21 protein-coding genes are annotated in these 26,743 nt (G+C 37.9%); 10 read left to right on the top strand and 11 right to left on the bottom strand.

Annotated features, from left to right (window positions below):
• Nucleotides 1-69: 69 nt before the first annotated feature.
• From DOK79_RS03340 to DOK79_RS03330, 3 genes are all read right to left on the bottom strand, one after another.
• On the bottom strand, nt 70-1,860 hold the full coding sequence (locus DOK79_RS03340) for a glycoside hydrolase family 35 protein (RefSeq protein WP_206856507.1): 1,791 nt from the start codon (nt 1,858-1,860) through the stop codon (nt 70-72).
• A gap of 12 nt (nt 1,861-1,872) precedes the next feature.
• Nucleotides 1,873-3,036, bottom strand: coding sequence for a glycoside hydrolase family 88 protein (locus DOK79_RS03335; protein WP_206856504.1), 1,164 nt, complete (start codon nt 3,034-3,036; stop codon nt 1,873-1,875).
• 284 nt (nt 3,037-3,320) lie between these two features.
• Nucleotides 3,321-4,028 (bottom strand): UTRA domain-containing protein, encoded by a 708-nt coding sequence (locus DOK79_RS03330; RefSeq protein ID WP_206856501.1) that lies wholly within the window; start codon nt 4,026-4,028, stop codon nt 3,321-3,323.
• A 217-nt stretch (nt 4,029-4,245) separates the two neighbouring features.
• On the opposite strand from DOK79_RS03330, the gene DOK79_RS03325 reads away from it, so the two are divergent.
• The 4 genes from DOK79_RS03325 (at nt 4,246) to DOK79_RS03310 (ending at nt 9,934) form a co-directional block, all read left to right on the top strand.
• Nucleotides 4,246-5,169 carry a PTS mannose/fructose/sorbose transporter subunit IIAB gene (locus DOK79_RS03325; RefSeq protein WP_206856499.1) on the top strand — a complete coding sequence of 308 codons (924 nt, stop codon included), beginning with the start codon at nt 4,246-4,248 and terminating at the stop codon, nt 5,167-5,169.
• A 17-nt stretch (nt 5,170-5,186) separates the two neighbouring features.
• Nucleotides 5,187-5,984: a PTS mannose/fructose/sorbose/N-acetylgalactosamine transporter subunit IIC gene (locus DOK79_RS03320; RefSeq protein ID WP_206856496.1), complete on the top strand. Its 798-nt coding sequence runs from the start codon at nt 5,187-5,189 to the stop codon at nt 5,982-5,984.
• Nucleotides 5,977-6,777 (top strand): PTS system mannose/fructose/sorbose family transporter subunit IID, encoded by an 801-nt coding sequence (locus DOK79_RS03315; protein ID WP_206856494.1) that lies wholly within the window; start codon nt 5,977-5,979, stop codon nt 6,775-6,777. Before DOK79_RS03320 ends, DOK79_RS03315 begins: the two co-directional genes overlap by 8 nt.
• 139 nt (nt 6,778-6,916) lie before the next feature.
• The gene (locus tag DOK79_RS03310) at nt 6,917-9,934 is read left to right on the top strand and encodes a polysaccharide lyase 8 family protein (RefSeq protein ID WP_206856492.1); all 3,018 of its coding nucleotides are present in this window, start codon (nt 6,917-6,919) and stop codon (nt 9,932-9,934) included.
• Nucleotides 9,935-10,756: 822 nt separating this feature from the next.
• On the opposite strand, the gene DOK79_RS03305 is transcribed toward DOK79_RS03310, so the two are convergent.
• On the bottom strand, nt 10,757-11,188 hold the full coding sequence (locus DOK79_RS03305) for a thioredoxin family protein (protein ID WP_206856490.1): 432 nt from the start codon (nt 11,186-11,188) through the stop codon (nt 10,757-10,759).
• 31 nt (nt 11,189-11,219) lie between these two features.
• Complete coding sequence (locus tag DOK79_RS03300; RefSeq protein WP_206856488.1) at nt 11,220-12,080, bottom strand: hypothetical protein; 861 nt, start codon at nt 12,078-12,080, stop codon at nt 11,220-11,222.
• A gap of 316 nt (nt 12,081-12,396) precedes the next feature.
• On the opposite strand from DOK79_RS03300, the gene DOK79_RS03295 reads away from it, so the two are divergent.
• Complete coding sequence (locus tag DOK79_RS03295; protein ID WP_206856486.1) at nt 12,397-13,281, top strand: helix-turn-helix domain-containing protein; 885 nt, start codon at nt 12,397-12,399, stop codon at nt 13,279-13,281.
• A 273-nt stretch (nt 13,282-13,554) separates the two neighbouring features.
• Here DOK79_RS03295 and DOK79_RS03290 read toward each other — a convergent pair whose 3' ends face one another.
• Complete coding sequence (locus tag DOK79_RS03290; RefSeq protein WP_206856484.1) at nt 13,555-14,463, bottom strand: cation transporter; 909 nt, start codon at nt 14,461-14,463, stop codon at nt 13,555-13,557.
• Between the two features lie 170 nt (nt 14,464-14,633).
• Here DOK79_RS03290 and DOK79_RS03285 point away from each other — a divergent pair, with 170 nt between their 5' ends.
• Nucleotides 14,634-15,266, top strand: a complete 633-nt coding sequence (locus DOK79_RS03285) for an NAD(P)H-binding protein (RefSeq protein ID WP_206856481.1) — start codon at nt 14,634-14,636, stop codon at nt 15,264-15,266.
• A 270-nt stretch (nt 15,267-15,536) separates the two neighbouring features.
• On the opposite strand, the gene DOK79_RS03280 is transcribed toward DOK79_RS03285, so the two are convergent.
• Both DOK79_RS03280 and DOK79_RS03275 read right to left on the bottom strand, forming a co-directional pair.
• Nucleotides 15,537-16,544, bottom strand: a complete 1,008-nt coding sequence (locus tag DOK79_RS03280) for an NAD(P)-dependent oxidoreductase (protein WP_206856479.1) — start codon at nt 16,542-16,544, stop codon at nt 15,537-15,539.
• Nucleotides 16,545-16,584: 40 nt separating this feature from the next.
• Nucleotides 16,585-17,613, bottom strand: a complete 1,029-nt coding sequence (locus tag DOK79_RS03275) for an AEC family transporter (protein ID WP_206856477.1) — start codon at nt 17,611-17,613, stop codon at nt 16,585-16,587.
• A 287-nt stretch (nt 17,614-17,900) separates the two neighbouring features.
• On the opposite strand from DOK79_RS03275, the gene DOK79_RS03270 reads away from it, so the two are divergent.
• From DOK79_RS03270 to DOK79_RS03260, 3 genes are read left to right on the top strand one after another with little or no spacing between them, the layout of a single operon-like run.
• On the top strand, nt 17,901-19,241 hold the full coding sequence (locus tag DOK79_RS03270; RefSeq protein WP_206856475.1) for an aminotransferase class III-fold pyridoxal phosphate-dependent enzyme: 1,341 nt from the start codon (nt 17,901-17,903) through the stop codon (nt 19,239-19,241).
• A 17-nt stretch (nt 19,242-19,258) separates the two neighbouring features.
• On the top strand, nt 19,259-20,359 hold the full coding sequence (gene ald, locus DOK79_RS03265) for an alanine dehydrogenase (protein ID WP_206856473.1): 1,101 nt from the start codon (nt 19,259-19,261) through the stop codon (nt 20,357-20,359).
• Between the two features lie 29 nt (nt 20,360-20,388).
• On the top strand, nt 20,389-21,423 hold the full coding sequence (locus DOK79_RS03260; protein ID WP_206856471.1) for a dihydrodipicolinate reductase: 1,035 nt from the start codon (nt 20,389-20,391) through the stop codon (nt 21,421-21,423).
• Between the two features lie 74 nt (nt 21,424-21,497).
• On the opposite strand, the gene nrdF is transcribed toward DOK79_RS03260, so the two are convergent.
• The 3 genes from nrdF to nrdH form a co-directional block, all read right to left on the bottom strand.
• Nucleotides 21,498-22,463: a class 1b ribonucleoside-diphosphate reductase subunit beta gene (nrdF, locus tag DOK79_RS03255; protein ID WP_010734316.1), complete on the bottom strand. Its 966-nt coding sequence runs from the start codon at nt 22,461-22,463 to the stop codon at nt 21,498-21,500.
• Between the two features lie 51 nt (nt 22,464-22,514).
• Nucleotides 22,515-24,674: a class 1b ribonucleoside-diphosphate reductase subunit alpha gene (nrdE, locus tag DOK79_RS03250; RefSeq protein ID WP_206856469.1), complete on the bottom strand. Its 2,160-nt coding sequence runs from the start codon at nt 24,672-24,674 to the stop codon at nt 22,515-22,517.
• 182 nt (nt 24,675-24,856) lie between these two features.
• Nucleotides 24,857-25,081, bottom strand: coding sequence for a glutaredoxin-like protein NrdH (gene nrdH / locus DOK79_RS03245; protein WP_010734318.1), 225 nt, complete (start codon nt 25,079-25,081; stop codon nt 24,857-24,859).
• Between the two features lie 640 nt (nt 25,082-25,721).
• On the opposite strand from nrdH, the gene DOK79_RS03240 reads away from it, so the two are divergent.
• Complete coding sequence (locus DOK79_RS03240; protein ID WP_206856467.1) at nt 25,722-26,537, top strand: GH25 family lysozyme; 816 nt, start codon at nt 25,722-25,724, stop codon at nt 26,535-26,537.
• Nucleotides 26,538-26,743 lie beyond the last annotated feature (206 nt).

Below are 26,743 nucleotides of genomic sequence, written 5' to 3'. Positions count from 1 at the left end.
GATAGTAAAAAAAGACGAGGATCATCATCCAATGGTTAGGATGATGATCCTCGTCTTTTTTGCTTTTCTTTATTTATCACTTTGTTCAACTTTCGGTTCTGCCAGAAAATCCAATGAATGGATCTCAACGCCTTCTGTTTCGAAAATCACTACTTCATTTTTTCCTTGATTAAGAAAATCTTTTGGACAATAAAGCGAATAGATCGGTCCGCGGTTCCAATAGCGACCAAGGTTGATTCCGTTAACAAAAACTACCCCTTTGCCATAGGCGGAACAATCAATATACGTATCCACAGGCTCTTTTACGTCAAATGATACTTGGTAAAACGAAGGATGAGCCGGATTTTTACCAGCTTGATAGTCGATCAACTGAAGTTGGTCGGCTGTTAGTGGTAAAGGATAGTGAAGATACCCTTGATGGAAATGGATATCTTGCATGATTCCACCACGGATCCCTTTGGTTTGGGTCGGATTATTCAATTTTGAGCCATAATTGACTCTTCCATGATTTTCTACTAAGACATCTAATTGAATTTCTTGGTTTTCTGTCTTTCCTTGGATCATGAACTCTTCACCAATCGTTGTTTGGTCTTGCGTCAATTGATAGGTTTCGTCCACATAAACAGAAACTCGATCACTTGCCTCAATGATCCGAACTTTATTTTCATGGTGATAGTTTTTCAGTGCTAAGGAATATAAGACGTAGCCATACCCATTACTGACTTGCTCCATCGTTAAAGGATAGGCAGCAGGTACAGGTTTTGTTAGTTGTTCTTTTGTTTTGAATAATGAAACACTTGCATCCACTGGATAACTTCCAAGAGAATCTAATCTTTTTTTTCGTGGCTCTGCCTGCCAAACGTCTGGGCAAACTTCTTTGATTGCTTTTTGGACAGCATAATATTTTTCTGTAGGCTCACCAGCTTCAGTGAGTAACGCATCGTAGTCGTAGCTAGTCAATTGTGGCAAATCGGTATTTCCACGAGCGGAACAACCATTGTTAAACCCAAAATTGGTTCCTCCATGGAACATATAGAGATTCAAAGAGCCAACTTCCAACATATCTTTGACTTCATTGGCTAGATCTTGCGCTTCTCGCTTGATGATCGGCTCACCCCAACGGTTGAACCAACCATCCCAATATTCCATACACATCAATGGCCATTTTTTTCCATGTTTATCAAAAAATGCTTGTAATACCGCACTGTTCTCCTTTGAATGACTACCAAAATTACCAGTGACGAACACATCATCTTCAATCAAAGTTCCAGCGTCCAATACTTCGTTCCAAGCGCCATCGGAAGTAAATAGCGGAACAGTGATCCCTGCATTTTCCAGTAGTTTTTTCGTTTCACGAAGATACGCTTTTTCCATTCCGTACGAACCATATTCATTTTCGATTTGGAACATGATGACAGGGCCACCGTGTGTGATTTGTAGAGGAACGATCTTCGGTAGTAACACATCATAGTAATTTTTGACTTTTGCCATGAATCGTTCATCAGTCGAACGTAAACGGATTCCTGGTTCCTTTAATAACCAAGCGGGTAGACCGCCAAATTCCCATTCTGCACAAATATATACAGAAGGGCGTAAAATGACCATCAAGCCGAGTTGTTGAGCTAGTTCAACAAAAACAGTAAAATCGTTCATTCCTTCGAAGTCGAATTGCCCTTCTTTTGGCTCATGGATATTCCAAGGAACGTAGGTTTCGACGGTGTTTGCTCCTAAAGCTTTCAAGTTATACAAGCTATCTTCCCATTGTGAGCGGGGAAGACGGAAATAGTGAATCGCGCCACTGATCAATTTGATTGGCTGACCATCTAAAAGAAAGTCTTCTTTTATTTCAAAAGTTTGCATGTTGGGTTCTCCTTACCAATATTTTTTCCACGAAGGTTTTGCTAAACGCATCAAGGCTTCTAAATAGAAATAGTCGCCCCAAAGATTTGGTTCATCGATTCCTTTTCCTTCTGCATGTGCATAGACGCCATGTAGTAATAAGCCTTCATTATCAGGTTCTGACTGTGAGGTGTAGTGTTCGCCTAATTGATAGACCATGCCTTTGGCTAGTGCTTCCGCGTGAGGATACGCTTCCATTTTTGCGGCTTCCAATAATCCACAGGCGGTGATCGCTAAAGCGGAACTGTCTTTGTCAGAAGGCTGCTCGTCATTGAAATCAAAATCCCAATAAGGAACAAGATCATTTGGCAAATGAGTTAAAAAGACATCGACGATTGCTTCGTAGTTCGCAGGAAGAGCCGAAGATTTCAAGTAACTTTCATTTAAAGGAATACCAAGTACAGCCCAGCTTTGTCCACGCGCCCAAATCGAGTTATCGCTATTTCCTTGATGTGTAGCACCGTGAGTAGGCTTGCCAGTTAAGGAGTCAAAATAATACGTGTGGAAAGTTGTTGCGTTTTCTCTGACCACTGTGCGCAATACTGTTTCGTAATGTTTCTTAGCTGTTTCTCGATAAAGATCGTTCCCTGAGATTTCAGAAGCTTGGAATAATAAAGGCAAGTTGATCAATGAATCAATGATCAAACGATATTCTTTTGGATCACCGTAGGCACCCCAAGCTTGAATGAACTGCCCTTTTTCTTGAAATCGTGCCAGTAACACGTCTGCGGCTTGCAGTAGTTCTTCCTTGCATAATAAGCTGTCGGTTAAACGGTACCCTGCGCCAGCAGATAAACTATATAAGAATCCGATATCGTGATGATCTAATACGTGATGTGTCGTTAAACGATCTTTAAAACTATGGATGTTTTCCATTGCACGCACAAGGAATTTTTCCTTGCCCGTCCATTCATAAGCTAACCACAGCATGCCTGTCCAAAAGCCATTCGTCCAGTCATCGTTAGGTTTGATCCGATAGATACCATTTGTTGCACAAGCCGACGGGAAATCGAGTCCGTAGCGAGTCATATTATGTTCGATTTTTTGGCAACACCAATCGATTTGATTCGATAGCCAGGTGTCGTCGATAGACTTACTTAGGGAAATAAGGGAATCTTTTGTTTGTTGTAGTCCCATCATACCACTCCTCTTAATTTGTTAACATATTAACTTTAAACTAGTATAACCTAAATAATCAGAAAAAGCGAATGGCAAAATGAAAAAAACATAAAACTTACCATATAAATAACTAATAATTTTTAAAAGAGATGAATTTTATAGTATAAAAATAGTAAGAAGGAATCGACGAAAAAGCTCTGAGAACGATTTCGTTGATTCCTTCTAGTGTTGTTAAAAAAACAGTGATAGTCCATCGTCTATTTAAGTCGAGAGGAAACAAGAGGACCAAGGCTTAGCCTTGATTATTCTGCTTCTACTTCGATTTTTGTTTTGAAATATTTCCAGTGTTTGTAGCTAATGATATATTCGGCTACGCTGCGGTCAGCAAGGTAAGAATGCTTGACTTGTTTGACGACTGGTTCGCGAAAGCTTAATTTCAATAGATTCAATAACTCAGGATCATCAGGAAAGACGATCTCATTTGTTTCGACAGAAGAAAGTGAGAAGAGATCGATGCCGAAATCTTTTCTCACCCTTTCATAAATGCTTGAGTAATGGGCTAAGTCTTTATTGATAGGTTCCTTGACCAAACGTTTTGGCAGATGAGTGATATGCACAAGGAAAGGGATATCATCAAAATACCGTACTCGTTTGATGCGATAATAAGAACCGTTTTTAGGTAATCCTAGTTCCTCTAAGATTTCAGGTTCCTGCGCTTCTTCGATTGAAACGACATTCACCTTTTCTTTATCTAATGAGTGTAATTCGATATCAGAGAATTTGACGGATTGAGAGACTTTTGATTTTGATACAAAGGTTCCTTTTCCTTGCACACGATAGAGATAGCCAGCTGTTGTTAGTTCGTTCAATGCTTTAACGGCCGTGATCGAGCTGACAGAATATTTTTTCTTGATATCTGCTTCTGAGTAGAACTTATCTCCAGGAACAAATAAATGGTTTTTGATTTCAGCTAATAATTCTTGCTTAATTTGTTCATATTTAGGAATCACCAAATAAAACCTCCTTTTTTAGCGGTATCCAATTAATCATACCATAACATGTTAACTTATTTGTGGCAACGTATTTATTCTCGAACAAAATTTTCTAAGAAAAAAATATAATATGTTAAGATGTTAGGTTTACGTTTCAGTTGATATGTGATATAGTGTACGTAATCAATAGCTAACATGTTAAGTAGCTGAGATGTTTATTTAAGGGGGAAGAGAGATGAGAAATATCTTATTGGTCAGTCATGGCAGCATGGCCGAAGGAGTCAAAGCCAGTTTAGAGATGATCGTAGGCGTGCAAGAACATGTCCATACGCTTTCTTTAAGACCAGATGGCGATAATTTACAATTTGAAGCTGAATTAACAGAGAAAATGAAAGCCCTTAACGGATCGACCTTGATTATTGCGGATCTATTAGGTGGCACCCCATGTAACACTGCACTGAGACATTATTTAGAGGATGAAGAAGTGACGATCATTGCGGGGATGTCGTTACCTTTAGTTATGGAAGCGACGCTTAATCCACAAGCCACTTCGGAAGCGTTGATCGACCTGGCACGCGGCGGTATCGTTGATGTCAAAAATAAGATGATCGCAACTGAAGCGGAAGAAACAAAAGCGGCAGAGGAAGACTTGGATCAATACAAAGAATTTAAAGGCAAAGCGAATATTGTCAATGTGCGGATCGATGAACGCTTGATCCATGGACAAGTGGCAGGGATTTGGTCTACGAGTTTGAATACACAACGGATCATCGTGATCAATGATGAGGCAGCAATGGATTCGTTGCAAAAATCTTCATTAAGAATGGCAGCGCCTACATCTATGCGCCTATCCGTGTTAACGATCGCTGCAGCAGCAAAAAACATTCAATCTGGCAAATATGGAAAACAACGTATATTTCTACTTTTTAAAAACCCAACCGATGTCTTGCGGTATTTAGAAGCGGGGGGCGAGCTAGCAGCAATCAACGTAGGAAACATGAGTCATAAAGAAGGTGCAAGAGAAATCACGAAAAGCATCAAAGTTATGAAAGAAGAAGAGGCAGTGTTTGAAGCAATCGCCGCCAAAGATGTAAAAGTGACTGCTCAATTAGTGCCAAATGATCCAGTCGTCGATTTTATGGAAAAACTAAGAAAGTGATTTAGGAGGAAATAATCATGCAACATTTAGCCATGTATCAAATTATTCTTATTACAGTTTATGCTTTTATTGCAATCAATGATTCACTTATTTCAAATACGTTGACACAACCAGCAATTGCGGGAATGATCGCCGGTATGATCATGGGAGATTTAGAAACTGGATTGATGGTAGGGGGAACCCTTCAATTGATCCGGTTAGGGATCGCGGCTTTTGGTGGCGCTTCTGTACCTGACTTCTTTACAGGTGCTGTCTTAGGAACGGTTTTTGCTGTGATTTCTGGCAAAGGTGCCGAATACGGTATCGGTCTGGCAGTACCAGTATCGCTACTAATGCTACAACTGGATGTCGTTGCACGTTTCTGTAATGTCTTTTTACTCCATCGTGTGGATCGTGCGATTGAAGATATGCGGATCAATAGCATTCCACGTTTAGTATTATCTGGCTCATTTCTATGGGGGCTTTCTCGAGCAATCCCGATCTTGTTGATGTTATTAGTCGGTGATGCGGCAGTATCTACGATCACCGAAAATACACCTGAATGGTTGATGAACGGATTACGTACAGCAGGTGGCGTACTACCAGTTGTCGGGGTAGCTATCCTATTGCATTATTTACCAGCGAAACAATATATTCCATACTTGCTTTTAGGTTTCTTCTTATCCGCTTATTTACAAGTACCAATGCTTGGTATTTCGATCATCGGTGTCATTGCTGCAATGTTAGTATTCAAACGTGATAACGAAAAAGAAGCAGTTACTCAAACAGTAGCAACGACTGGAACACTTGAAGGAGGTTTTGATGGCGATGAGTAATCAAAAGTTAACGAAAAAAGAATTGAATGTTATCAGTTGGCGTTATATCCTAGGAAGCCAATTGAACTGGAACTATGAACGTATGATGAGTACAGGGTACCTATACGGGATCTTACCTGTCTTGAAAAAATTCTATGGCGACGACAAATCACAGTTACAAGATATGATGAATACCCACAATCAATTTTTCAATACGAATGCGATTTTCGGGAACTTGATCATGGGGATCGACGTGGCGATCGAAGAAGAGGATGGATACAAAGCAAAAGATACGATCGTGGCGTTGAAAACAGCGTTGATGGGTTCACTCGCAGGGGTAGGCGATTCATTATTCCACGTCATTTGGGGAACGATTTTTGGTTCGATTGCTGGTACGTTGGCGCAAAGCGGATCAGTCGTTGGCTGTGTGATTTGGATCATCGCAAATATTGCTTTACTCTTTGGTCGAGCAGCGTTATTGCCACTTGGGTATAAACAAGGAGTAAAATTAGTTACGACATTAAAAAATAAACTAACTGCATTCACGAATGCCGCAACTGTTTTAGGGATCACTGTTATTGGTGCGTTGATTCCTTCTGTCATCAAAGCAACGGTTCCTTTCGTTTACAAACAAAACGGCGTAGAGTTGGTTGTTCAAGATACACTAGATGCCATCTTACCTTCATTAGTACCAGTTTTATTAGTCTTATTGACTTACTGGATGTTAGGGCAGAAGAAATTGAACTCTACACGTGTGATCTGGATCATTTTGATTCTTTCGATTGCATTAAGCGCAGCTGGAATTTTAGCTTAAACGATCTGTAAAAAATGAATGAAGTACTCGTAAGGTCGTAATCAGATCTGCAAGAAAGAATCGTTCGTAATAAGAATGCTCCTTTCTTGCAGATTTTTTTGCTTCAAAAGTATACTTAATAACCAAAAAGGAGAGAAAAATGAAGAGTTGGTCAGCTAAATTAGCAGTTACATTAGGGTGTAGTTTATTAATTGGTATCGGGTTGGGGAACAATCAACAAGTAAGTGCAGAAGGAATACAAACTAAAGTACAAAAAAATGTGAAATCAGCAAGCTATGAATCAAATTTTTCACAGCAATTAGGCAATTGGCAAGATATCGTTGGCAAAGCAGAGAAACATGCCAATGGGAATGGATTGCAGATCGCAAATCAGAAAATCAATCAACAATTTGAGTCCGTCTCGCTGTTATTAGATGCTGGTGTTCGCAATTCAGGCGATTTAGAATACACATTTTTATATGAAGGACAAACCAATTTTGGCCTAGTCTTTCGTGGCGATCACCAAGCAACATCGAACTGGCAATCTTTCGCCTATATGCGTGAGGGTGAATGGCAGTTGGGACAGCCTGGTGGGAAATGGGTGACATCGATCAAAGGTCCGACACTGATTTCTGGACAGACCTATAAGTTGCTGCTTAGATATGAAGGAACCTCGATCCGAGCATATTTGAATGATCGTTTACTCTATGAAACCCAAGAAGTCGTTTATCCTGATGGGACAACGATCAATGGGGATTGGTCAGGGTATTCAGGGATTCGTTTATTCGGAAATGAAAGCAAATTAACGATCTATTCTATGCGTAGCGGAGAAGTCAACAGCCTACAAGTGGAAGAGCCAACAGAAGAATTCCAAACAATGAAAGCAAACTGGAAAGAGCAACTCGTGTCAACAACGACTGATCTATCGAATCCAGCGATTGCTAATTACGTCAATGCGCTATCCAGTGAGGCGGAAAAACTATACAATACAATGAATCAAGATTCTGACCGTGCTTATTTATGGCCGTTAGAATCTGGGAATACCGCTTCGGCAGATTTAACGACACAATTTACAAAACTTCAAAAATTAGCATTAGCGTACGGAACGAAAGGCACAAGTTTTTATCAAGATAAAACCATCAGTGAAGCGATCCAAGCAGGGATCGATTTTATGATTTCGAAAAAAGGCTATGACGGCACAAAATATCATGGGAATTGGTGGGACTGGCAGATCGGTGTCGCTCAAAAATTTGTATCGATTTTGATGGTTCTGGATGAAGAAGTACCAGCAGAGAAGCTTCAACAGTATACAAGTATATTGAGTAAGTATGTACCAGATCCATTTAAACAACTCTACACGAAGCCTCAAGAAAACTTTGTAGCACTGGATTTTATTCCTAACTTTTCAACTACAGGTGCGAATCGAACGGATTTGGCACAGACAGTTTTGGGACTCGGTCTTTTACAAAATGATCCGGCGAAAGTCACACAAGCAGTTGCAAGTATTACTGATGTCTTCAAACTAGTAACACATGGCGATGGATTTTATCAAGATGGTTCATTTATTCAGCATGAAACGATCCCTTATACAGGTTCTTATGGGAATGTATTAGTCAAAGGCGTAGGACAGATTTTATCGATCGTCAAAGAATCACGCTACACTTTAGCAGCAGATCAGGTGAAATCTTTTGTTGATAACGTACAAGCTGCATTTATCCCTTTAGTGTATCAAGGTGAAATGTTGCCTTTAGTAAATGGTCGCTCGATTTCCCGTGCGGCATCTGCGACAAAAAATGGGTACGGTTCTACTACGATGTACAATTTGTTGATCGTGGCGAGATTTGCGCCTGAAACCCAGCAAAAAGCATTAAGAGAAGCAGTGAAATATTGGATGTTAGGTAATCCAGATTATTATTTAACGAACACAAGAGATTACAATGATTTGATGATGACGACGGAACTATTGGATAATGCAACGATCATGGGTGATCAATTGCCATTTATCGGAACGAAGATGTATCATGCCATGGATCGCTTTGTGCAACGTACAAAGAATTATCATCTAGGATTAAGTATGTATTCGAAGAGAATCTCTTCATTTGAAGCAGGGAATCTGGAGAATCAACGTGGTTGGCATACTTCAGATGGGATGGTTTATCTTTATAATGATGACCAAGTCCAATTCGGTCCAAGTTATTGGCCGACAGTCGATCCTTATCGTTTACCTGGTACGACAGTTGATACAGTTCCTTTAGCAGATGAAGTGTCAGCATTTACGACAGTGACCTCAAATGAAACCTGGGTAGGCGGTGCAGCGGCTGAAAATCAAGGCGTGGTCGGTATGGCGCTTAATAAAGCAGGAACAAAGAATAACGGCACGCTCTTACCGATGAATGTCCAAGGGAAGAAGTCATGGTTTACATTGGATGGGCAAATCATTGCCTTAGGAGCTGGTATCACGGGAGACACAACTGCTTCAATCGAAACAATCGTCGATAATCGTTTACTAAATGACTCATACTCCTATCAAGTACTTTCGGATAAAGGAATGATCGAGCAGTCACAACAAACGAAGGAGGCATCTTGGCTGCTGCTAGAATCAGACCAGCAACACGCATCGATCGGCTATTATTTCCCACAAAAAGAAACAGTGGATGTGATCAGCGAAACACGTACCGGAACGTATCGAGAAATCAATGAAGCATTTCCTAGTGACACGCAATATACTGGTGAATATCGTACGTTTTCGATCAACCATGGACAGCAACCAAAAGAGGCAGATTATGCTTACGTGATGTTGCCAGGAACAACTCAAGCGGACTTAGAAGCTTACGTAGCAAAACAACCGATTGCTATTTTACAAAACACCAAAGAGATCCAAGCGGTAGAAGTTCAAACAGCTGGTTATTTAGGCATCAATTTTTGGCAAGAGCAGGGAGGAGAAATTGCCGGGATCAAAACGAATAAACCAATTTCTTTGTTGAAACAAACGAAGGCAGAACAAACGGTTTATACGATTGCTAATCCAACGCAACAAACGGAAGCAGTTACCCTTAGCTTACCAAATGACTTTACTGACGTCGTTTCGATGAGTGACGGAGTTGTCTATGATCGTCAAACCAACACATTCACCATCGACTTCGGTCAATTTGAAAGTAAAGAGATGATTGTTAAATAAATCAATCTTTCTAGGTCACAGTGACACGTAGATCAATAAAAAAAGAAGCTCCCCAATTTTTTTTCTGATTGGAGGAGTTTCTTTTTTTTCATAAAGAAGTTTTTATCTTATGCCCACTTGAGGTCACCGATAAAGTTGATATTCAGCCATAAAGAATACTCAGAAAAGCCTTCTGTTACTTTTCGGTTGAGTCCATCACTAAGTCACTTGTGCCTGACAGTTCAATTCTCTTTCTCAGCATTGTTTTAACAAGGTTTGAGCTATTACACTCGATGAGTGAAATAGTCATTTTTTTTGGCCCAGTTTGGTAACAAATTTTTTTGCTCTGAAATTAGTTTCATAGTTTCTCTTTTTTTCTAAAATGATATGCTCCCAAGTTTTCTTTGTAACATTAGAAGTATGTTTATGGACGAGAATAGATTTCGAATATAAACCATCAACTTCATAAGCGATTAAGTCAGAAATGAAAATATATCGTAATTTATGTGAAACTATTTTTGGCAACTGTATTTTTGATATTTTCGTGCATATTCCTTATTTGATAGAATTTACTGTAGATGATATAACGTAAAATATTGATATTAGTGAAAATAATATTTCCAAAGTTATATAAAAATACTTTTCTATAACTTTCAAATTGTAATATCTAAGAATATGTAGAAAGCAGACACCGAATAATAGATTAATATAAAGTAATCCGCCACTATCTTTTATATTAGTAACTAAATTTCCGACAATATTTATAATAATTGATAGTTTTAATAGTGCTAAAAACATTTCATTTTTAGTCCAATTTTTATCGTGTGCCAAATGTCCACCTACTTACTTTATAATAAATTCATATATAGCATCTATAGTCTTTACACCTACTATTTTATCTATGGTCTTTCCTTTTGAAAGTTTAATGACTGTTGGGACTGTATCCACGTCTAACTTAGATGAAAAATTACTTAGTTTATCTGAGTTGTCTTTTCGCGCTTCATCAGTATTGTAATAATAAATAGAGGTTTTATTTTTTGCTAGTGTTTCTCTTAATAAAGGTTCAAATTCCTGACACTGAGGACAAGTAGGTCTACCAAAATAGATAATCGCATCCTCCTTCTCGTCTACCATTACCTGCAATTGAGAATTACTAATTAGAGTTAGTTCATTTTTGGGTTCTAATAGCTTTGAATAAAAGAAGAACCCAATGATTATTAAAAGGATGCTCATGATTGAGTAGATAGTAAATTTCTTGTTTACAATACCTTTCATTTTATAAGCCCTCGATTAAAAATAAATTTTTTTATAATTTAAAACAGCCGATAACGCCTGTAATTGATGCGCCACCTAAAGCAACAAAACCTGTTACACAAGCAACGCATACTGGAACTACTGATAAACAAGCAGCTGCACAGACGGGAGCAAGAATATTTGCGATTGTGCGACTAATATTTAAAACGATTACTAGACAAGCAACTTTCTCTGCTAAACCTCTTGTTTGCTGTAATTGACTTGCTTCTTTTTGTACATCTTGAAGTTGTTGCTGTAACTCTTCATTGGGAACAAACTTTTCTTCAAGAATTTGATGATTCGTTTGAGTTCCATTAGAATACGAATTGATTTCAAAGGTATCTTTTACTGATTTAGAAATAAGAGTTTCTTGATAACCTTTTAAATGTTTATTCATATCGTACACCGCAGTGACATTACTAAAGAAATTGAGATTACTGTCAACTACTGGAACAGTGATCGTATAGTAATCTTCTGTTCCAGTTTCACCAGAAACTTGAAAAACAGATACATTAGTAAAATCCATCGCAAATTCGTCTGTGTGTAATGAAAATGTATTTCTTAAATCATCTTTAAACGCATTAGTGATATTAGATTTTTCCTTATCACTTACACCTTTTGCTGTTTCGGACAAAGTTACCATGCTTTCAACAATTTTAGTTGCCTCATTTGAACTCATCCCAGGAACATTAACTGGATTTTTGGAAAAGTAATCGTCAATTGTAGCCTGGGTACTATTGGTACTCTGAAATGTCGAAGTAGTAATTTCTGAAGCATTAGCAATTTCTACTACAACTGGCAAAAAAAATGATCCTAAAGTTATAATCGATACCATACCTGTTAATAATTTTGTTTTAATTTTTTTCTTTACCATGTGGGTTATCCACCTTTCTATGATTTTTTTCTTCCTTTCAAAATCGTTTAGGTCACATAATTTAAAATTTTTACTTTTACTATCTCAACGTAATCAACCTATACAAATCACTCCCAACACTTCTCCTGAAATTTTAAGCTTATTTAACTTCCAACCATCCAAAGTATGAGACCCAAGATTAAATTTATACTATATCTCATATCATTCTCCTTTCCCTTTTCTCTACAAATATATAATATATAAAAAAAATGATATAATTTATCATGTGGCTCAAAGTCACATAGTTAGAAAATTCAGAGAAAGTGAGAAGAAAATTATGATTTGGAATTATGGAAATGTATATAGAATGATCAGAAAATCTAAAGGTATTTCTCAAAATAATATATGCAATGGAAATCTAGAACGTTCAACCCTTTCTAAGTTTGAGAGCAAGAATAGAGTACCGTCATTCGATACAATGCAGTATCTATTAGAACAAGTCAATGTATCGTTTGATGAATTTGAATATATTTGTAATGAATATAATAATAGTGAAAGACAAGCTATATTAGTTGATTTTTATTCTTTAGTATCCAATGCACAGCGAAGTAAGATAGATACGCTAATTAAGCGATGTGAACTATATTTAAAAAATAATAATGATTATAAAATTAATGAGATAAACCATATTTTACATATTTTTATAGAACTAAATGAAATAAATAAGTTAAACGTTTCAGATATAAGTGTCAAATTGGCGACTATTGTGTGGGATAGGATTTCTTTGATTGACACTTGGACATACGATGATATGAGAACCATCAATTTTATTTTTTACTTTTTACCTTTAGAAACAATCAAAGCTATTGTTCCAAAAATGCTACGAAGTTTGGAGAAGTATAATACATTAAAGGAAATATCAATTCTACGTTTGTCAATATTAACTAATTTTTCAACAATATTTTTAGAGAACGCGATGTATACTGAATGCAAAAATATACTAGATTATGCACATAGTTTTGCTGAAAATGCGAAAAGATATGATTACCTTGGAATCATTATGGTTAGAAAATCTATCTGTGAACAAAAATCGGCAGAGGTGACTAAGTGGCTAGAATTTTTATCTATGGCGAGTGAAGAAGATATTGTTACCGAATTGAAAAAAGAGATTGACCGACATTTAGTAGGGTATTCTTCTAAATACGATTTTAAAACAATGTGAATCATAAATTAATTTATGTGTATTGGGCGAGAAGAATGTAGGATTTTAAAGCAATAATACAAGAAATAGAGTAACAAGTCTCATACATACGTTTGCATGCGGATACGAGCTAATTCACTAGGGCATAGCCTATGGTAGTCAAAAAAATATTCTTTTAGGTTAGGGATGTCGAAAAAATAGAGATAATGAAATGTAAGATCAATAAAAAACAGAAACTCCCCAATCTTTTTCTGATTGGAGGAGTTTCTGTTTTTTTGTAAAGAAGTTCTTATTTTAAGCCCACTTGAGGTCACCGATAAAGTTGATATTCAGCCATAAAGAATACTCAGAAAACCCTTCTGTTACTTTCTGATTGAGTTCTTCTCGTAGACGATCTTGCGCACGGATACTGTCCATCGCACTATCGGGTAAAATCACGATATCCAATTCAAGAATGACTTGATCGCCTACTTTTGCGATTCGTAAAACTGACGTTTCAATCTGAATGTCTTTCAATATCTTATCAACTAATACTAGTATTTTTTCGCGTAACTCATACTTCGGCGGTGCATAAGTAAGCTCTAATGTTGCATTTTTGATTTCAGTGACTGAAAGATAAATATAAAAAATGGTAATGCCAATGGAGATCACAGGGTCGATCAGTTGTGCGATTGCAATATAAGATGTTTTTGCGAGTAGTCCGGAGACAATGATGGAAACCACTACCCCTAAACTAAACAGAAACCCGAAGCGCCATTGTTCCAATTCCACTTTATAAAAGGAATGGTTGATTGGATTTTTTTTCAAATAAACATAAAAAGCAAAACTAAAGAACATCCCAAATAAGGAAAAGGGCAAGCCGATCGATAGATCAACGTAAGTGTCTGCATAAATCAAACTGAAAAAAGACTCAATCAGACCATAGGAAGAAATCAATAAGATGACACTGTATTGGATAAAAACAACTAAAGGCATCAGAGATTCCTTACCAAAAGGAAAGCGTTCAAAATCTTGTGTCTGGATAAACTTAGCAATATATAAAGCAATCAGGGACATCAATGCACCGACCATCGTGTAGACCCCATCAAGCAAGAGGACGTTGTAATTGACCATCAAACCGGTGAGTAGCGCCAAGAGACCATAAATCGTCCCAGCGATGGTGGAGGCGGTCAATAGTTTTTTGATTTTTTGCGTATTTTTCATATAGATAAAATCCTTTCTGGAATAACTGCTTTTTTGAGAATAATACTCATTATAATAAAAAATTCGAATAAATACTTGCGGTTAGAGTCGTTCTAAGCCTTACACTTAACTCATCTTACCAAAGGAGGACCGTTGTACAAGTTAAAAAATTAAATTAGAGGTGGAATAAATTGAAAAAGAACGTATTGATTCTTGGTGCATCGGCACCAATTGCTAAATATAGCTATGAGTTTTTAAAAAATGATCCGAATGTGAACTTGACTTTATTCTTGAGAAATCCGGATAAAGTATTTGATAAAGAGAGAAGCATCATTGGTGATGCGATGAATCTAGAAGATTTAGTCCATGCAATGAAAGGCATTGATATCGTCTATTCTTGTTTGGGCCCATATAATATGGTGCCTTTAGCTAAAAATGTGATCGAAGCGATGAATCAGAATAAGATCAAACGTGTGTATTGGATGGCAACACTTGGGATTTACGGTGAAGTTGACTTCAATGATGAAGAAGCTATTTCAGAGTTAGGTGATTATCGCGATCCCGACACTTACCTAGGTGATCAACGTATTGCAGCAGATCTGCTTGAGAACAGCAATCTAGATTTTACCATTATCCGCCCCAATTGGCTAACCGATAAAGAGATCATTGAAGATATTCGCATCGAGAATCGCAATGGCATGAGCTTTATTGGTGAAATTAGTCGCAAAACTGTAGGAAAATACCTGGCAACTTTGATCAATGAACCAACTACTCATATGTATGACTCCATTGCATTGACAGCAAAAGGAGAAAAAACAGAGTAAAAAAATCAATTGAGATTGACAAAAATGTTTAACTTTGAATAATAAGGCAGGATCCCCAGAAATCGTTCTTCAAATTTTTGGGGATCTTGCTTTATTCTCTCACACATCGATAAAGAAAAGAGGTGATGACATTAGTTAGCTCATACCTCCAAAAATAAGCGCGAAAGCCCAAAAATTTGAATGATTTTTGGTTTTCACGCTTATTTATCCGAGCTGGATAATTCTTACAGAACTTCAGGGTAGCTAGTTCTTTGCTATAGACATTCCAGTCTAAACGGACAGTGTGTTGGCACAGTCTAATTGATTGAACATTTTATAAAGGTTGTCAAAACTTGTTTCGACCATATTAGATACTGCTTCATCAGTATTAGAACCGATATGTGGTGTAACGATCACTCGCGGATACATATCGATCAGCGCCTTAGCTGTTGCATCAATCAATAATGGATCTTCATCAAAATTTTTGTTGAAAATCAGCGCTTCATTAGGCAAGACATCTGTGCCAAATCCAGATAATTTTTTGCTCGTCAACGCATCAAGAATTGCTTGATTATCCTGTAATTCCCCTCTAGCAGTATTGATCAAAATCGCATCATCCTTCATTTTGTCGATGAACTGCTTATTAATGAAGCGTTCATTTTTACCGGGGATGTAAGGGATATGGATACTGACGATATCACTTTCTGCCAGTAATTCATCAAGCGACTTAAATTCGATGAATGCTTTTGCTTCTTCACTTGGATACAGGTCGTTGCCGATCACCGTTGCGCCTAAACCTTTAAAAAGTTTTGCTTCTGTTAAACCGATGTTGCCAACACCAATGATCCCAACTGTACAATTTCGGACTTCTTTACTGAACATAAAGCGATCGATCGTAAAATTATAAGAAGCTGTTTTATTGGTAGTGTGGGTCGTTCTGCGTAAAAGCATCATCGCTAAAGTAACAGATAATTCAGCAATTGCGTTTGGTGAATAGAATGGCACATATGCTACTTGCATACCGTGTTCTTTCGCTGCTATTACATCCACGTGATTTGTCCCAACTGTACGTGTGAGTAAGAACTTGATGCCAAATTGGGCAAAGCGTTCGATATTTATGCGATTTGCTAAACAGTTTCCTCGAACGATGACGGCATCCATGCCTTTTGCTTCGGTGTAGTTTGTCTCATTTAATAAATCTTCTACTAGTTTCAAGTTGAATCCGTGAACGTTCAACTGCTGAAAGAGAGATCTTTCAGCAGGGCGAACACCATAACATACAACGTTTAAATTTTTCATAGTAAAATTTCCTTTCGTTCAATTAATTATATAATGTGCTTTAATTTCCAATCAAGTTTAAGACAATGATCCAGATGGGGATCAAGACGATTGAGAAGAGTGTCGAAAGCAACGAGGCATTTGAAGCAAGAACAGCTTCTTTCTCAAAGTTGATCGCATAAGCGACTGCAACTGTTGCGGCAGGTGTAGCCATCATAATGATCATCGTACTCAAACCAACCGAATTTACCGGTAAAATATTCATTGCGTTGAGCAATAAGAGTGAAAGTAAAATCACAAGTGGGAAAACAACGACTTTGATGAATGAATAGTACCAAGAGGTTTGACTGCTGAGGGTTTTTCCGAATGGCAGATCGCCTAATGTGATCCCGATTGCCAACCAAGCAAGTGGAGAAGCTAGACTAGAAAGGAACGTCAAAGGTTTAAATAACCACGGTAACGTCTGATCTATTCTTAAAAAGGCAACAGATTCAGAGCTAGACTGAGCAATCTGTGGTAAGCTATCTTGGAAGAGCCAAATAAATAACCCGATAAAAGTAGCCAACACGATGGGATTCAAAATCATTTCTCGAATATTCTTGCGTGCCATCTTCAATCCGCTCATTTTTAGATAAGCATAAGAGTATAAGAAGATGCGGTAGCCGATATTAAATATCGATGCATATAAAATTCCTTCTGCACCAAAGACAGCGCCAACGACAGGAATCCCGAAAAACGTTGTCGATCCGAAAATAGAGAGTACGCGCAACGTATCTTCTTTATTTGGTGCATATCTGAAAAAGAAGAATTTACTTAGAAAAATCAAGAAAACGTGGACTAATATCCCAAGTATCAAAATGTTGATTCCTTGATTCAATACTTCATCATTTAAATCCTGCATAAACGAATTGAAAGCTAGTGCAGGGATAGCGACAGTTAAGACAACTTTCGATAAGGTCTTCCCGACATCTGATGAGAAAACCTCACGCTTTCTTAAAAAATACCCTAGTAATATGATAAACAGTGTGGAAGTGATCGCACTGATGATTTCCATGTTAATGACATTGCTTAATGTTTCTGATAGTGACATTTAATTTTTCCTCCTCGATTTTGTGAATGTTTTAATTAGTTTATTTACAATGGCTGTGCATGTTTACCAATCCCCCTCAACCACATGCTAGAGGGTAGAATGGTTCTAAGGTCAATACGATTTATAAATAAAATTACAAAAGTATTTTTTCTTCTATATAAGTACTTTTTTTTCTTCTTTTGAATGTAAACGTTTTTAAAAAAATATCAAAAAAAGATTGACCTTAGAGTTGTTCTACCCTTTAGTCTTAACTTGTAAACATGAAAGACTAAAAAGGAGAGATTATTATGAACAATCGAAAGAAAAAGTATTTTTGGCATCCTATGACTGATACAAGAGCAAGTGAAGAGGAAACGATCGTTATCGAACGTGGAGACGGAAATTTTATCTATGATGATACGGGAAGAAAATTACTTGATGGCGTTGGTGGATTATGGTGTATGAACGTTGGTCATAATCGCCCTGAAATGAACCGAGCGATTTCTGAGCAAATGGAAAAATTATCTTATTATCAATTGTTTACGAATATTGCCCATCCAAAGGCATATGACTTGGCAGAAAAAATCATCCAAATGACGCAAGAAGAAGAGATGGCGAAAGTATTCTTTACTTCTGGAGGAAGTGATTCAGTAGATACTGCTTTGAAAATCACAAGACAATACTGGCAAGCGGTGGGTAAACCAAATAAGAAAGTCTTTCTTTCCTTGGAAAAAGCCTATCATGGGATGCATTATGGTGGAACATCGGTAGGAGGCAACCCGATCTACCGGGAATTTATCGGTCCTGGTCTACAAGATTGTGTACGTGTTTCTTCCCCGCATTTGAAGAAAAACAAATGGAATTGCCAAGATCCAGAAGAATTGACAAAATTATGTATCGCTGAATTAGTTGATACGATCGAGCAAGTTGGCGCAGATAATATTGCTGCATTTATTGCTGAACCGATCCAAGGTGCTGGAGGCATCATCGTTCCACCAAGTTCTTACTGGCCAGCTTTACGTGAGGTCTGTGACAACCATGATATTTTATTGATTGCAGATGAAGTGGTGACAGGATTTGGCCGTTCGGGTCATCTATTCGGAAGTCGCGGCTGGGGTATCAAGCCAGATGCCATGATTTTAGCAAAAGGCTTGTCTTCCGGTTATGTCCCATTAGGAGCGGCTGTGTTCAACAAGCGAATCGTTGAAGGCATCGAATCAGCAACTAACGGAGCAAATGTTATCATCCATGGTCATACGTATGGTGGACATCCACTAGGCTGCGTGGCTGCATTAGAAGCTTTACGGATCGTTGAAGAAGAAAATTTAGTTATGAATGCGCGTGAAGTTGGTGCTTATTTATTGGAACGTCTAAAAGGACTTGAAGGAACATACGACTGTATCAGTGATGTGCGTGGAAAAGGCTTGATGATCGCCATCGATTTTGAGAATACAGGGAAATATGATGTGGAACAAACATCAAAGAATGTACAAGCCGTTGCTGATTATGCTATTAATGCAGGTGTCTTGCTACGTGATGAATTACAAACGATTATCATTTCACCATCGTTGACATTTTCAAAAGAAAACGCAGATCAACTATTTGATGCGATCCATATGGGATTTGAGGAGTGGCAAAAGCAACAATAATTTAAAGGAGGATCAATATGACAATCATTGGCGTACCAAAAGAAATCAAAAATTCAGAGAAACGTGTAGGTTTAACACCTGCAGGAGTCAAAGAGTTAGTAACAGCAGGTCATATCGTTTATGTGGAAGAACGTGCAGGGGAAGGCTCAGGCTTTACAGATGAACAATACCGCGAAGCTGGCGCTCAAATCAAAGCGAATCCACAAACAGTCTGGTCGGCAGAAATCGTCGTCAAGGTCAAAGAACCATTAACATCAGAATTTCAATACTTTAGAAAAGATTTGATTTTATTTACGTACTTGCATCTAGCCGCAAATCTTGAATTGACTGAAGCATTGATCAAGTCTGGGACAACCGCGATTGCGTATGAAATGGTAACGAAAAACGGAGCATTCCCATTACTCGCACCAATGAGTGAAGTCGCTGGTCGTTTAGGTGGTCTATTAGGTGCTGAGATATTAGCGAAGCAAAGTGGGAAATTGATTTCAGGTGTAACCGGCGTTTCACCGATTCAAGCAGCCATTTTAGGCGGTGGGATCGCTGGTGTGAGTGCGGCGCATTACTTGCACGGATTAGGGGCAGATGTGACGATCTTAGATATCAATGTCGATCGCTTACGTGAACTATCTGAAATGTTCAACGGACAAGTTAAAACCCTCTATTCAAGCCCAGCGAATATTGAAAAAATGGCGTTAACGAGCGATATCGTGATTGGTTCAGTTTTATTGCCAGGTAAAAAAGCACCACATCTTATCACAGAACAATTAGTGAAGCAGATGAAAGAAGGAACAGTCTTGGTTGATATTGCAATTGACCAGGGCGGCTGTTTTGAAACAAGCTATCCAACCACTCATGAAGAACCAACTTTCGTCAAACATGGCGTGATCCATTACTCTGTAGCAAATATGCCAGGATTAGTGCCACAAACATCTACGCTTGCTTTGACGAATGTCACGATGAGATATATCAAAGGATTAGCCTCTCAATCACTGACTGACGTGATCCAAACCTATCCAGAACTGATACCGGGTATCAGCACACTTGACGGGAAATTGACCTGCCTTGAAGTAGGCGAAGTGTTTGAGCGAACAGTTGCTGATGTTCGTGAATTAATTTAAAGATTTTAAAGAAATGTGAGGGAAATGAAATGCACAAAAAGATTCGTATGGTACAAGTCGGCTGTGGAAAAATGTCGAAAGAAATTATCAAATATGCCATGGCAAAAGGAATTGAAATCGTTGGAGCGGTTGACAATCGCCCCGAAGCAATCGGTCAGGATCTAGGGCTATATTTAGGATATGACCAAGCTTTAGGAGTGAAAATCTCTAACGATCCCCACGAAGTATTTCAAAATTGTGATGCAGATGTCGCTTTAGTAACGATTGCTAGTTATATCAAAGACTTCATGCCAAGTTTAGAGATTCCTTTAACCTATGGCGTCAATGTTTTAACGATTAGCGAAGAAGCCTTGTATCCTTGGACGACTTCTGTTGCAGAAACTAACCATCTAGATAAAATCGCAAAAGCCAACAACGTCACAATTTCAGGTACAGGAATGCAAGATATTTACTGGGTATTGTTCCCAGCGTTGATGGCTGCTGGAATGAATGATGTACAAAAAATCAGTGGTGAAGTTAGTTATGATGTCGAACACTATGGTAAAGCGTTAGCTGAAGCCCATGGGGTAGGCTATGATCAAGAGAAATTTGCAAAAGAAATTGCGAACGCAACAGATTTACCTTCTTATTCTTGGATGACGGCAGAAGCAATCTGTTCGAAAATGAATTGGTCGATCAAACGCATTTCTCAAAAGAATGTCCCAATTGTTTTAGATAAAGATATTCCATCGAAAACAATGGAACGTACGATTAAAGCAGGGGAAGCAATCGGGATGTCTGCTGTTGCGACTGTTGAAACGCTCCAAGGACCAATCGTTGAAGTCGGTTGTACTGGAAAAGTGTATCAAGCAGGCGAAGGCGATCTATGTACTTGGTCGATCGAAGGAACACCAAGCATGCAATTTGAAGTAACAAAACCAGATACACCAAAACATACGTGTGCAACGTTGATCAACCGCATACCAACGGTGATCAACTCTGCCGCAGGTTATGTCACGATCGATCAATTGGCACCTGTTCAATATATGACTTACCCAGCACATCTTTATTTGGATAATAAATAAGAAGAACTACGTTTGTCAGTTAAAGAAAAAGAAACAAAAAAGAGCGAGGATTTTATATCCAAGCTCTTTTTTGTTTAGTCTAAACCAATCAAGTAATCTTCATCTTTCATCGCTTCGACATTACCTAATAGGTAGCCATTTCCGACTTGTGAGAAGAAATCATGGTTACTTGTTCCAGTAGAGATCCCGTTCATAACGATTGGGTTGACATCGTTTGCTGTATCAGGGAATAGTGGGTCCATTCCTAGATTCATCAATGCTTTGTTCGCATTATAACGTAAGAAAGTTTTCACTTCTTCTGTCCAACCGATTGGGTCATACAGTTCTTCCGTATAGCGCTCTTCATTTTCGTATAATTCATATAAAAGATTGTACATCCAATCTTTTAATGTTTCTTGTTCTTCCTCAGGTAATTCGTTATATCCTAATTGGAATTTGTACCCGATATAGGTGCCATGGACAGATTCATCACGAATGATCAGCTTGATGATCTCTGCTACGTTGGCTAATTTATTATTCCCTAAATAATAAAGTGGGGTATAGAATCCTGAGTAAAATAAGAAAGTTTCTAAAAAGACACTCGCGATTTTTTTCTCCAAAGGCGTACCATTTTTATAGATCTCATTGATGCGCTCTGCTTTTTTCTGTAGATAAGGATTCGTATTTGTCCATTCAAAGATTTCTTCGATTTCCTTTTTTGTATTCAATGTACTAAAGATCGAAGAGTAACTTTTCGCATGGACAGACTCCATAAATTGGATATTGTTCAATACTGCTTCTTCATGAGGCGTGCGGACATCTTTGCGCAATTGATCCATACCGCTTTCTGATTGGACTGTATCAAGTAAAGTCAGCCCACCAAATACGTGACCGACTGTATCTTTTTCTAATTGAGAAAGCGTACGCCAGTCGTCTAAGTCATTTGACAAAGGGATACGTGTATCTAACCAAAATTGCTCGGTTAATTTCTCCCAAGTCGATTTATCGATGATATCTTCAATTTCATTCCAGTTTATCGCTGCATAATAAGTTTCTGACATGAGAATGCTCCTTTATTAAAATCCAGTAACGGTTCCGAACACTAAGTGAAATTAGATCACACAGCTTTCACATTGATTGCTGCCGATTTCTTCTGCGTCATCTGTAAATGTACGTACATAATAAATCGATTTGATTCCTTTGTGGAAAGCATAGTGTCTTAAAATATTCAGGTCACGTGTGGATTGTTTTGTCGTGTCTTTCCATTCATATAAACCTTCTGGGATTTCTGAACGCATAAACAACGTCATACTCATACCTTGATCCACATGTTTTTGTGCTGTTGCATAGATATCGATCACTTTACGCATATCCATATCATATGCAGAAGTATAATATGGGATCGTTTCATTTGATAGATATGGTGCTGGGTAATAGATCTTACCAATTTTCTTTTCTTGACGTTCTTCGATCATACGAGTGATTGGGTGGATACTTGCGCTCGTATCATTGATATAAGAAATAGAACCATTAGGCGCTACCGCTAAACGATTTTGGTGATACAAGCCATCTTTCATGATTGCTTGCTTCAAGTTTTCCCAGTCTTGCGCAGTAGGAATAAAGATCCCTTCAAACAAAGCAGCGACTCTTTCCGATTTTGGTTGGAATTCGCCAGTCACATATTTATCAAAATACGTACCATCTGCGTAAGCTGATTTTTCAAAGTTATGGAAGACTTGTTTTCTTTCACGTGCGATATTGTTACTTTCAACAAGTGTCCAGTAATTCAACAACATGAAATAGACATTCGTGAAATCAAGCGAATCTTCAGAACCATACTCCATTTGTTCTTTAGCAAAGTAAGTGTGAAGTCCCATTGCACCAAGTCCGATCGTATGATTCAACTTGTTCCCGTTTTGGATTGGAGGAACGACATCGATATCTGAAGCATCAGTGATATAAGTCAAAGCACGAGTCATCGTGCGGACAGAACGACCAAAGTCAGGACTTTCCATCAAGTTGACGATGTTTGTCGAACCTAAGTTACATGAGATATCTGTTCCCAACTCTTCGTATTCTTGTTTGCCATTGATGACAGAAGGTGTCTGTACTTGTAAAATCTCAGAACATAAGTTACTCATGATGATTTTACCATCTACAGGATTTTCACGATTTGCTGTATCGATATTGATGATATATGGATAACCAGATTCTTGTTGTAATTTAGAGATCTCGTTTTCTAGATCACGCGCTTTGATTTTTTGTTTGCGGATATTTGGGTTTGCCACTAAGTTGTCATATTCCGCAGTGATATCCACGTAAGAAAACGGTACGCCGTATTCTTTTTCGACACTGTATGGGCTGAATAGATACATTTCTTGGTTTTTACGCGTCAATTCATAAAATTTATCTGGGACGATCACGCCAAGAGATAAAGTTTTTACACGGATTTTTTCGTCCGCATTTTCTTTTTTAGCTGAAAGGAACATCATGATATCAGGATGGAAGACATTTAAGTAAACGACACCTGCACCTTGACGTTGACCTAGTTGGTTCGAGTAACTAAAGCTGTCTTCAAACAACTTCATTACTGGAACAACACCGCTGGCTGCACCTTCGTAGCCTTTGATCGGAGCGCCGGCTTCACGCAAGTTCGAAAGAGTGATCCCCACACCGCCACCGATTCGTGAAAGTTGTAAGGCTGAGTTGATCGAGCGACCAATCGAATTCATGTCATCCGTTACTTGAGTCAAGAAACAAGAAACCAATTCACCACGACGTTTACGTCCAGCATTCAAGAATGAAGGAGTTGCCGGTTGGTAACGTTGATGGATCATTTCGTCAGCTAAAGCCAAAGCTAGTTCTTCATCACCATTCGCAAAGTACAATGCGTTGAACGCTACACGATCTTCATAAGATTCTAAGTAAGCAGAACCATCATTTGTTTTTAAGGCATATTGGGAATAAAACTTATATGCCGCCATGAATGATTTGAATGTAAAGTTTTGTTCGAATAGGAATTGATAAAGTTTTTCAATAAATTCACTACTATATAATTGAACAAATTCAGCTTCTAAATACTGATTGTCGATCAAATACTTGATTTTGTCGATCACTGTCGGAAAAGTCATGGTATTTGGTTTGACATTTTCTTCAAAAAAAGCAGCTAAAGCTTCTTTATCTTTATTTAAAGGGATTTGCCCGTTGACTGGTCGATTGATTTCATTGTTCAGCTTAAAGTAGCTGACATCTTTTAAATTTTTAAGACTCATACATACGCCCAACCTTCTTTATGATTTTGATGATACGTGTTTGACCACAACATATAGTGATATTCACTGCTGTAAAAAAGGATTTGGGGAGGTTACGGTCAAACACCGTAAGTCCATCAAATCCAAGGTAGTGGAAGGATCAAGTTGATCCTCGATCTATTTGACAACTGTTTGAATTATTCTTAGCTAGCTAAGTGACGTAGTTGGTCTGGTCTGAAGCCGATGACAGTTGCTGCGTCAGAAGTGATGACCGGAACACTTTGGAATCCTTGGTCTTTTAACCATGAGATTGCTTCAGGTTGCTCGTCGATATTTACTTCTTCAAAGTCGATTTTATTTTCAGCTAAAAAGCGTTTCACCATTTTACATTGCATACAATTATTTTTAGAAAAGATTTTTACGTTCATTATTGTTTGCCTCCTTGTCCATGTGTTTTCTCTATAATCAATAGTATAAATCTATTAGTAAAAAAGTCAATCAACAAACACTACATCTTGTGTTGTGGATATTGTGGAATACTATGTTTTGTGGTTTTTGAAAAACAATGAAAACAAGTATCTCGTGCAAATCAGCTTGTATTAATACAGAAAAGCTTGTGGAAAACTCCGTTAAAAAATATTTTTTTAACCATATCTTATTAATAAATGAATGTTCGATCGAAAAATCACAAATGAAAAAAATATGCAAGATGACAGTAAAAACAAGCAGAATAAATAGTGTCAAAACTTAAAAAAGCAAAAAGTTTATACATTTTTTTATAGAAATTATTTCACAAAAGGCAAAATAGTAGAAGAGTGTTTGAAAGGATCAACTTGGAATTTAGAATAAAAAAATAGTAGAAATCGTAAAAGCACATACTATATATAGTAGTCAAAGCATCATTTGAATGAACCGTAACGGGCGATATTTTTTTAATAACGATGTTATGATTAAAAATTATTAAATTGTCATGTTATTTGTTTTTTTATCACTAGGTTTTTGGTTAAATAGAGCCAACAGGACGTCTTGTTGATGCTTTGAAAATTCAATAAAAGGAAGCGATTCAAGATGGGTACAATGATCAAATGGATAGGTGTTATTTGTTTTACTTTATTGGTTTTTACCGGAGGAACAGCACATGCCACTTCACTTGCGATCAAGCCAACGATCACTGAAAAAAATCAACATGTACTAGGTAGTAGTCAACTTCCAGAACTAAGCACGCGGACTGTGACGGATGACTCCGGCATATCAGCAGCAGAACCGGGAAGACCAGCCAAAGATTTTATTGATATTTCTTCTAACAATGGTCCGATTACTGTCGAAGAGTTCCAAACGATGAAAAACTACGGCATCAAAGGTGTAGTCGTGAAATTGACTGAAGCAGACTCGTACAAAAATCCGCTGGCTCCTGAACAGATAGCTGCGGCAGTTGCAGCAGGGTTAAAAGTGAGTGTCTATCATTATGCTTGGTTCAATGAAGAAGCAGATACCAAAGCCGAAGCACAATTTTTATTGGATTATATGAAAGAACTGCATCTGCCAGCCTCAACTGTTGTTGTCAACGATAGTGAAAATCCAAAAATGAATGTGGAGAAAGCAACAGACAATGCGCTGATCTTCCAAAAAATGATCCAACAAGGCGGTTATCAACAAGTTGTCCACTATTCCAGTGCTTCTTGGTTTACCGAAAATAAACTAGATATGACACGTCTCGGAAAAGAGAACTGTTGGGTTGCGCAATGGCCATATGATCCTTCTGATAAAAATCCATTGCATACGGATACAGCAGCTTGGCAGTGGGCAAGTGATCTTTATTTCCCAGAATTTCCTACCAGATATTTTGATATAAGTAGTGATTATTTAAAAAAATTTACAAGTTAAGCTTAGTTTTTAGCATAAGGAACAAAGCGGCAGCTACGAAGATCTGTGGATTTTCGTAGCTGCTGCTTTATTTTTGTCGTGAGTGATATGCATGAGCTCATTCGGTGAATCAACTATAAATACAGGATTTTTTACGATAGAAGAAAAAAATAAAACCAGTTTACTTTTGCTTCTTTACAGATACCATAGTAAGATGTTAGCTGACA

The organism is Enterococcus sp. DIV1094 (genome assembly GCF_017316305.2).
GTDB classification, from domain to species: Bacteria; Bacillota; Bacilli; order Lactobacillales; family Enterococcaceae; genus Enterococcus_B; species Enterococcus_B mangumiae.
The sequence above is the reverse complement of the archived record's forward strand: the minus strand, read 5'-3'. Positions and strand labels throughout refer to the sequence as shown.

Excerpts from the sequence above, each read along its gene's own strand:
- DOK79_RS03340 (WP_206856507.1), bottom strand. The coding sequence starts at position 1,860 with ATGCAAACTTTTGAAATAAAAGAAGACTTTCTTTTAGATGGTCAGCCA.
- DOK79_RS03335 (WP_206856504.1), bottom strand. The coding sequence starts at position 3,036 with ATGGGACTACAACAAACAAAAGATTCCCTTATTTCCCTAAGTAAGTCT.
- DOK79_RS03325 (WP_206856499.1), top strand. The coding sequence starts at position 4,246 with ATGAGAAATATCTTATTGGTCAGTCATGGCAGCATGGCCGAAGGAGTC.
- DOK79_RS03320 (WP_206856496.1), top strand. The coding sequence starts at position 5,187 with ATGCAACATTTAGCCATGTATCAAATTATTCTTATTACAGTTTATGCT.
- DOK79_RS03315 (WP_206856494.1), top strand. The coding sequence starts at position 5,977 with ATGAGTAATCAAAAGTTAACGAAAAAAGAATTGAATGTTATCAGTTGG.
- DOK79_RS03310 (WP_206856492.1), top strand. The coding sequence starts at position 6,917 with ATGAAGAGTTGGTCAGCTAAATTAGCAGTTACATTAGGGTGTAGTTTA.
- DOK79_RS03305 (WP_206856490.1), bottom strand. The coding sequence starts at position 11,188 with ATGAAAGGTATTGTAAACAAGAAATTTACTATCTACTCAATCATGAGC.
- DOK79_RS03300 (WP_206856488.1), bottom strand. The coding sequence starts at position 12,080 with ATGGTAAAGAAAAAAATTAAAACAAAATTATTAACAGGTATGGTATCG.
- DOK79_RS03295 (WP_206856486.1), top strand. The coding sequence starts at position 12,397 with ATGATTTGGAATTATGGAAATGTATATAGAATGATCAGAAAATCTAAA.
- DOK79_RS03290 (WP_206856484.1), bottom strand. The coding sequence starts at position 14,463 with ATGAAAAATACGCAAAAAATCAAAAAACTATTGACCGCCTCCACCATC.
- DOK79_RS03280 (WP_206856479.1), bottom strand. The coding sequence starts at position 16,544 with ATGAAAAATTTAAACGTTGTATGTTATGGTGTTCGCCCTGCTGAAAGA.
- DOK79_RS03275 (WP_206856477.1), bottom strand. The coding sequence starts at position 17,613 with ATGTCACTATCAGAAACATTAAGCAATGTCATTAACATGGAAATCATC.
- DOK79_RS03270 (WP_206856475.1), top strand. The coding sequence starts at position 17,901 with ATGAACAATCGAAAGAAAAAGTATTTTTGGCATCCTATGACTGATACA.
- ald (WP_206856473.1), top strand. The coding sequence starts at position 19,259 with ATGACAATCATTGGCGTACCAAAAGAAATCAAAAATTCAGAGAAACGT.
- DOK79_RS03260 (WP_206856471.1), top strand. The coding sequence starts at position 20,389 with ATGCACAAAAAGATTCGTATGGTACAAGTCGGCTGTGGAAAAATGTCG.
- nrdF (WP_010734316.1), bottom strand. The coding sequence starts at position 22,463 with ATGTCAGAAACTTATTATGCAGCGATAAACTGGAATGAAATTGAAGAT.
- nrdE (WP_206856469.1), bottom strand. The coding sequence starts at position 24,674 with ATGAGTCTTAAAAATTTAAAAGATGTCAGCTACTTTAAGCTGAACAAT.
- nrdH (WP_010734318.1), bottom strand. The coding sequence starts at position 25,081 with ATGAACGTAAAAATCTTTTCTAAAAATAATTGTATGCAATGTAAAATG.
- DOK79_RS03240 (WP_206856467.1), top strand. The coding sequence starts at position 25,722 with ATGGGTACAATGATCAAATGGATAGGTGTTATTTGTTTTACTTTATTG.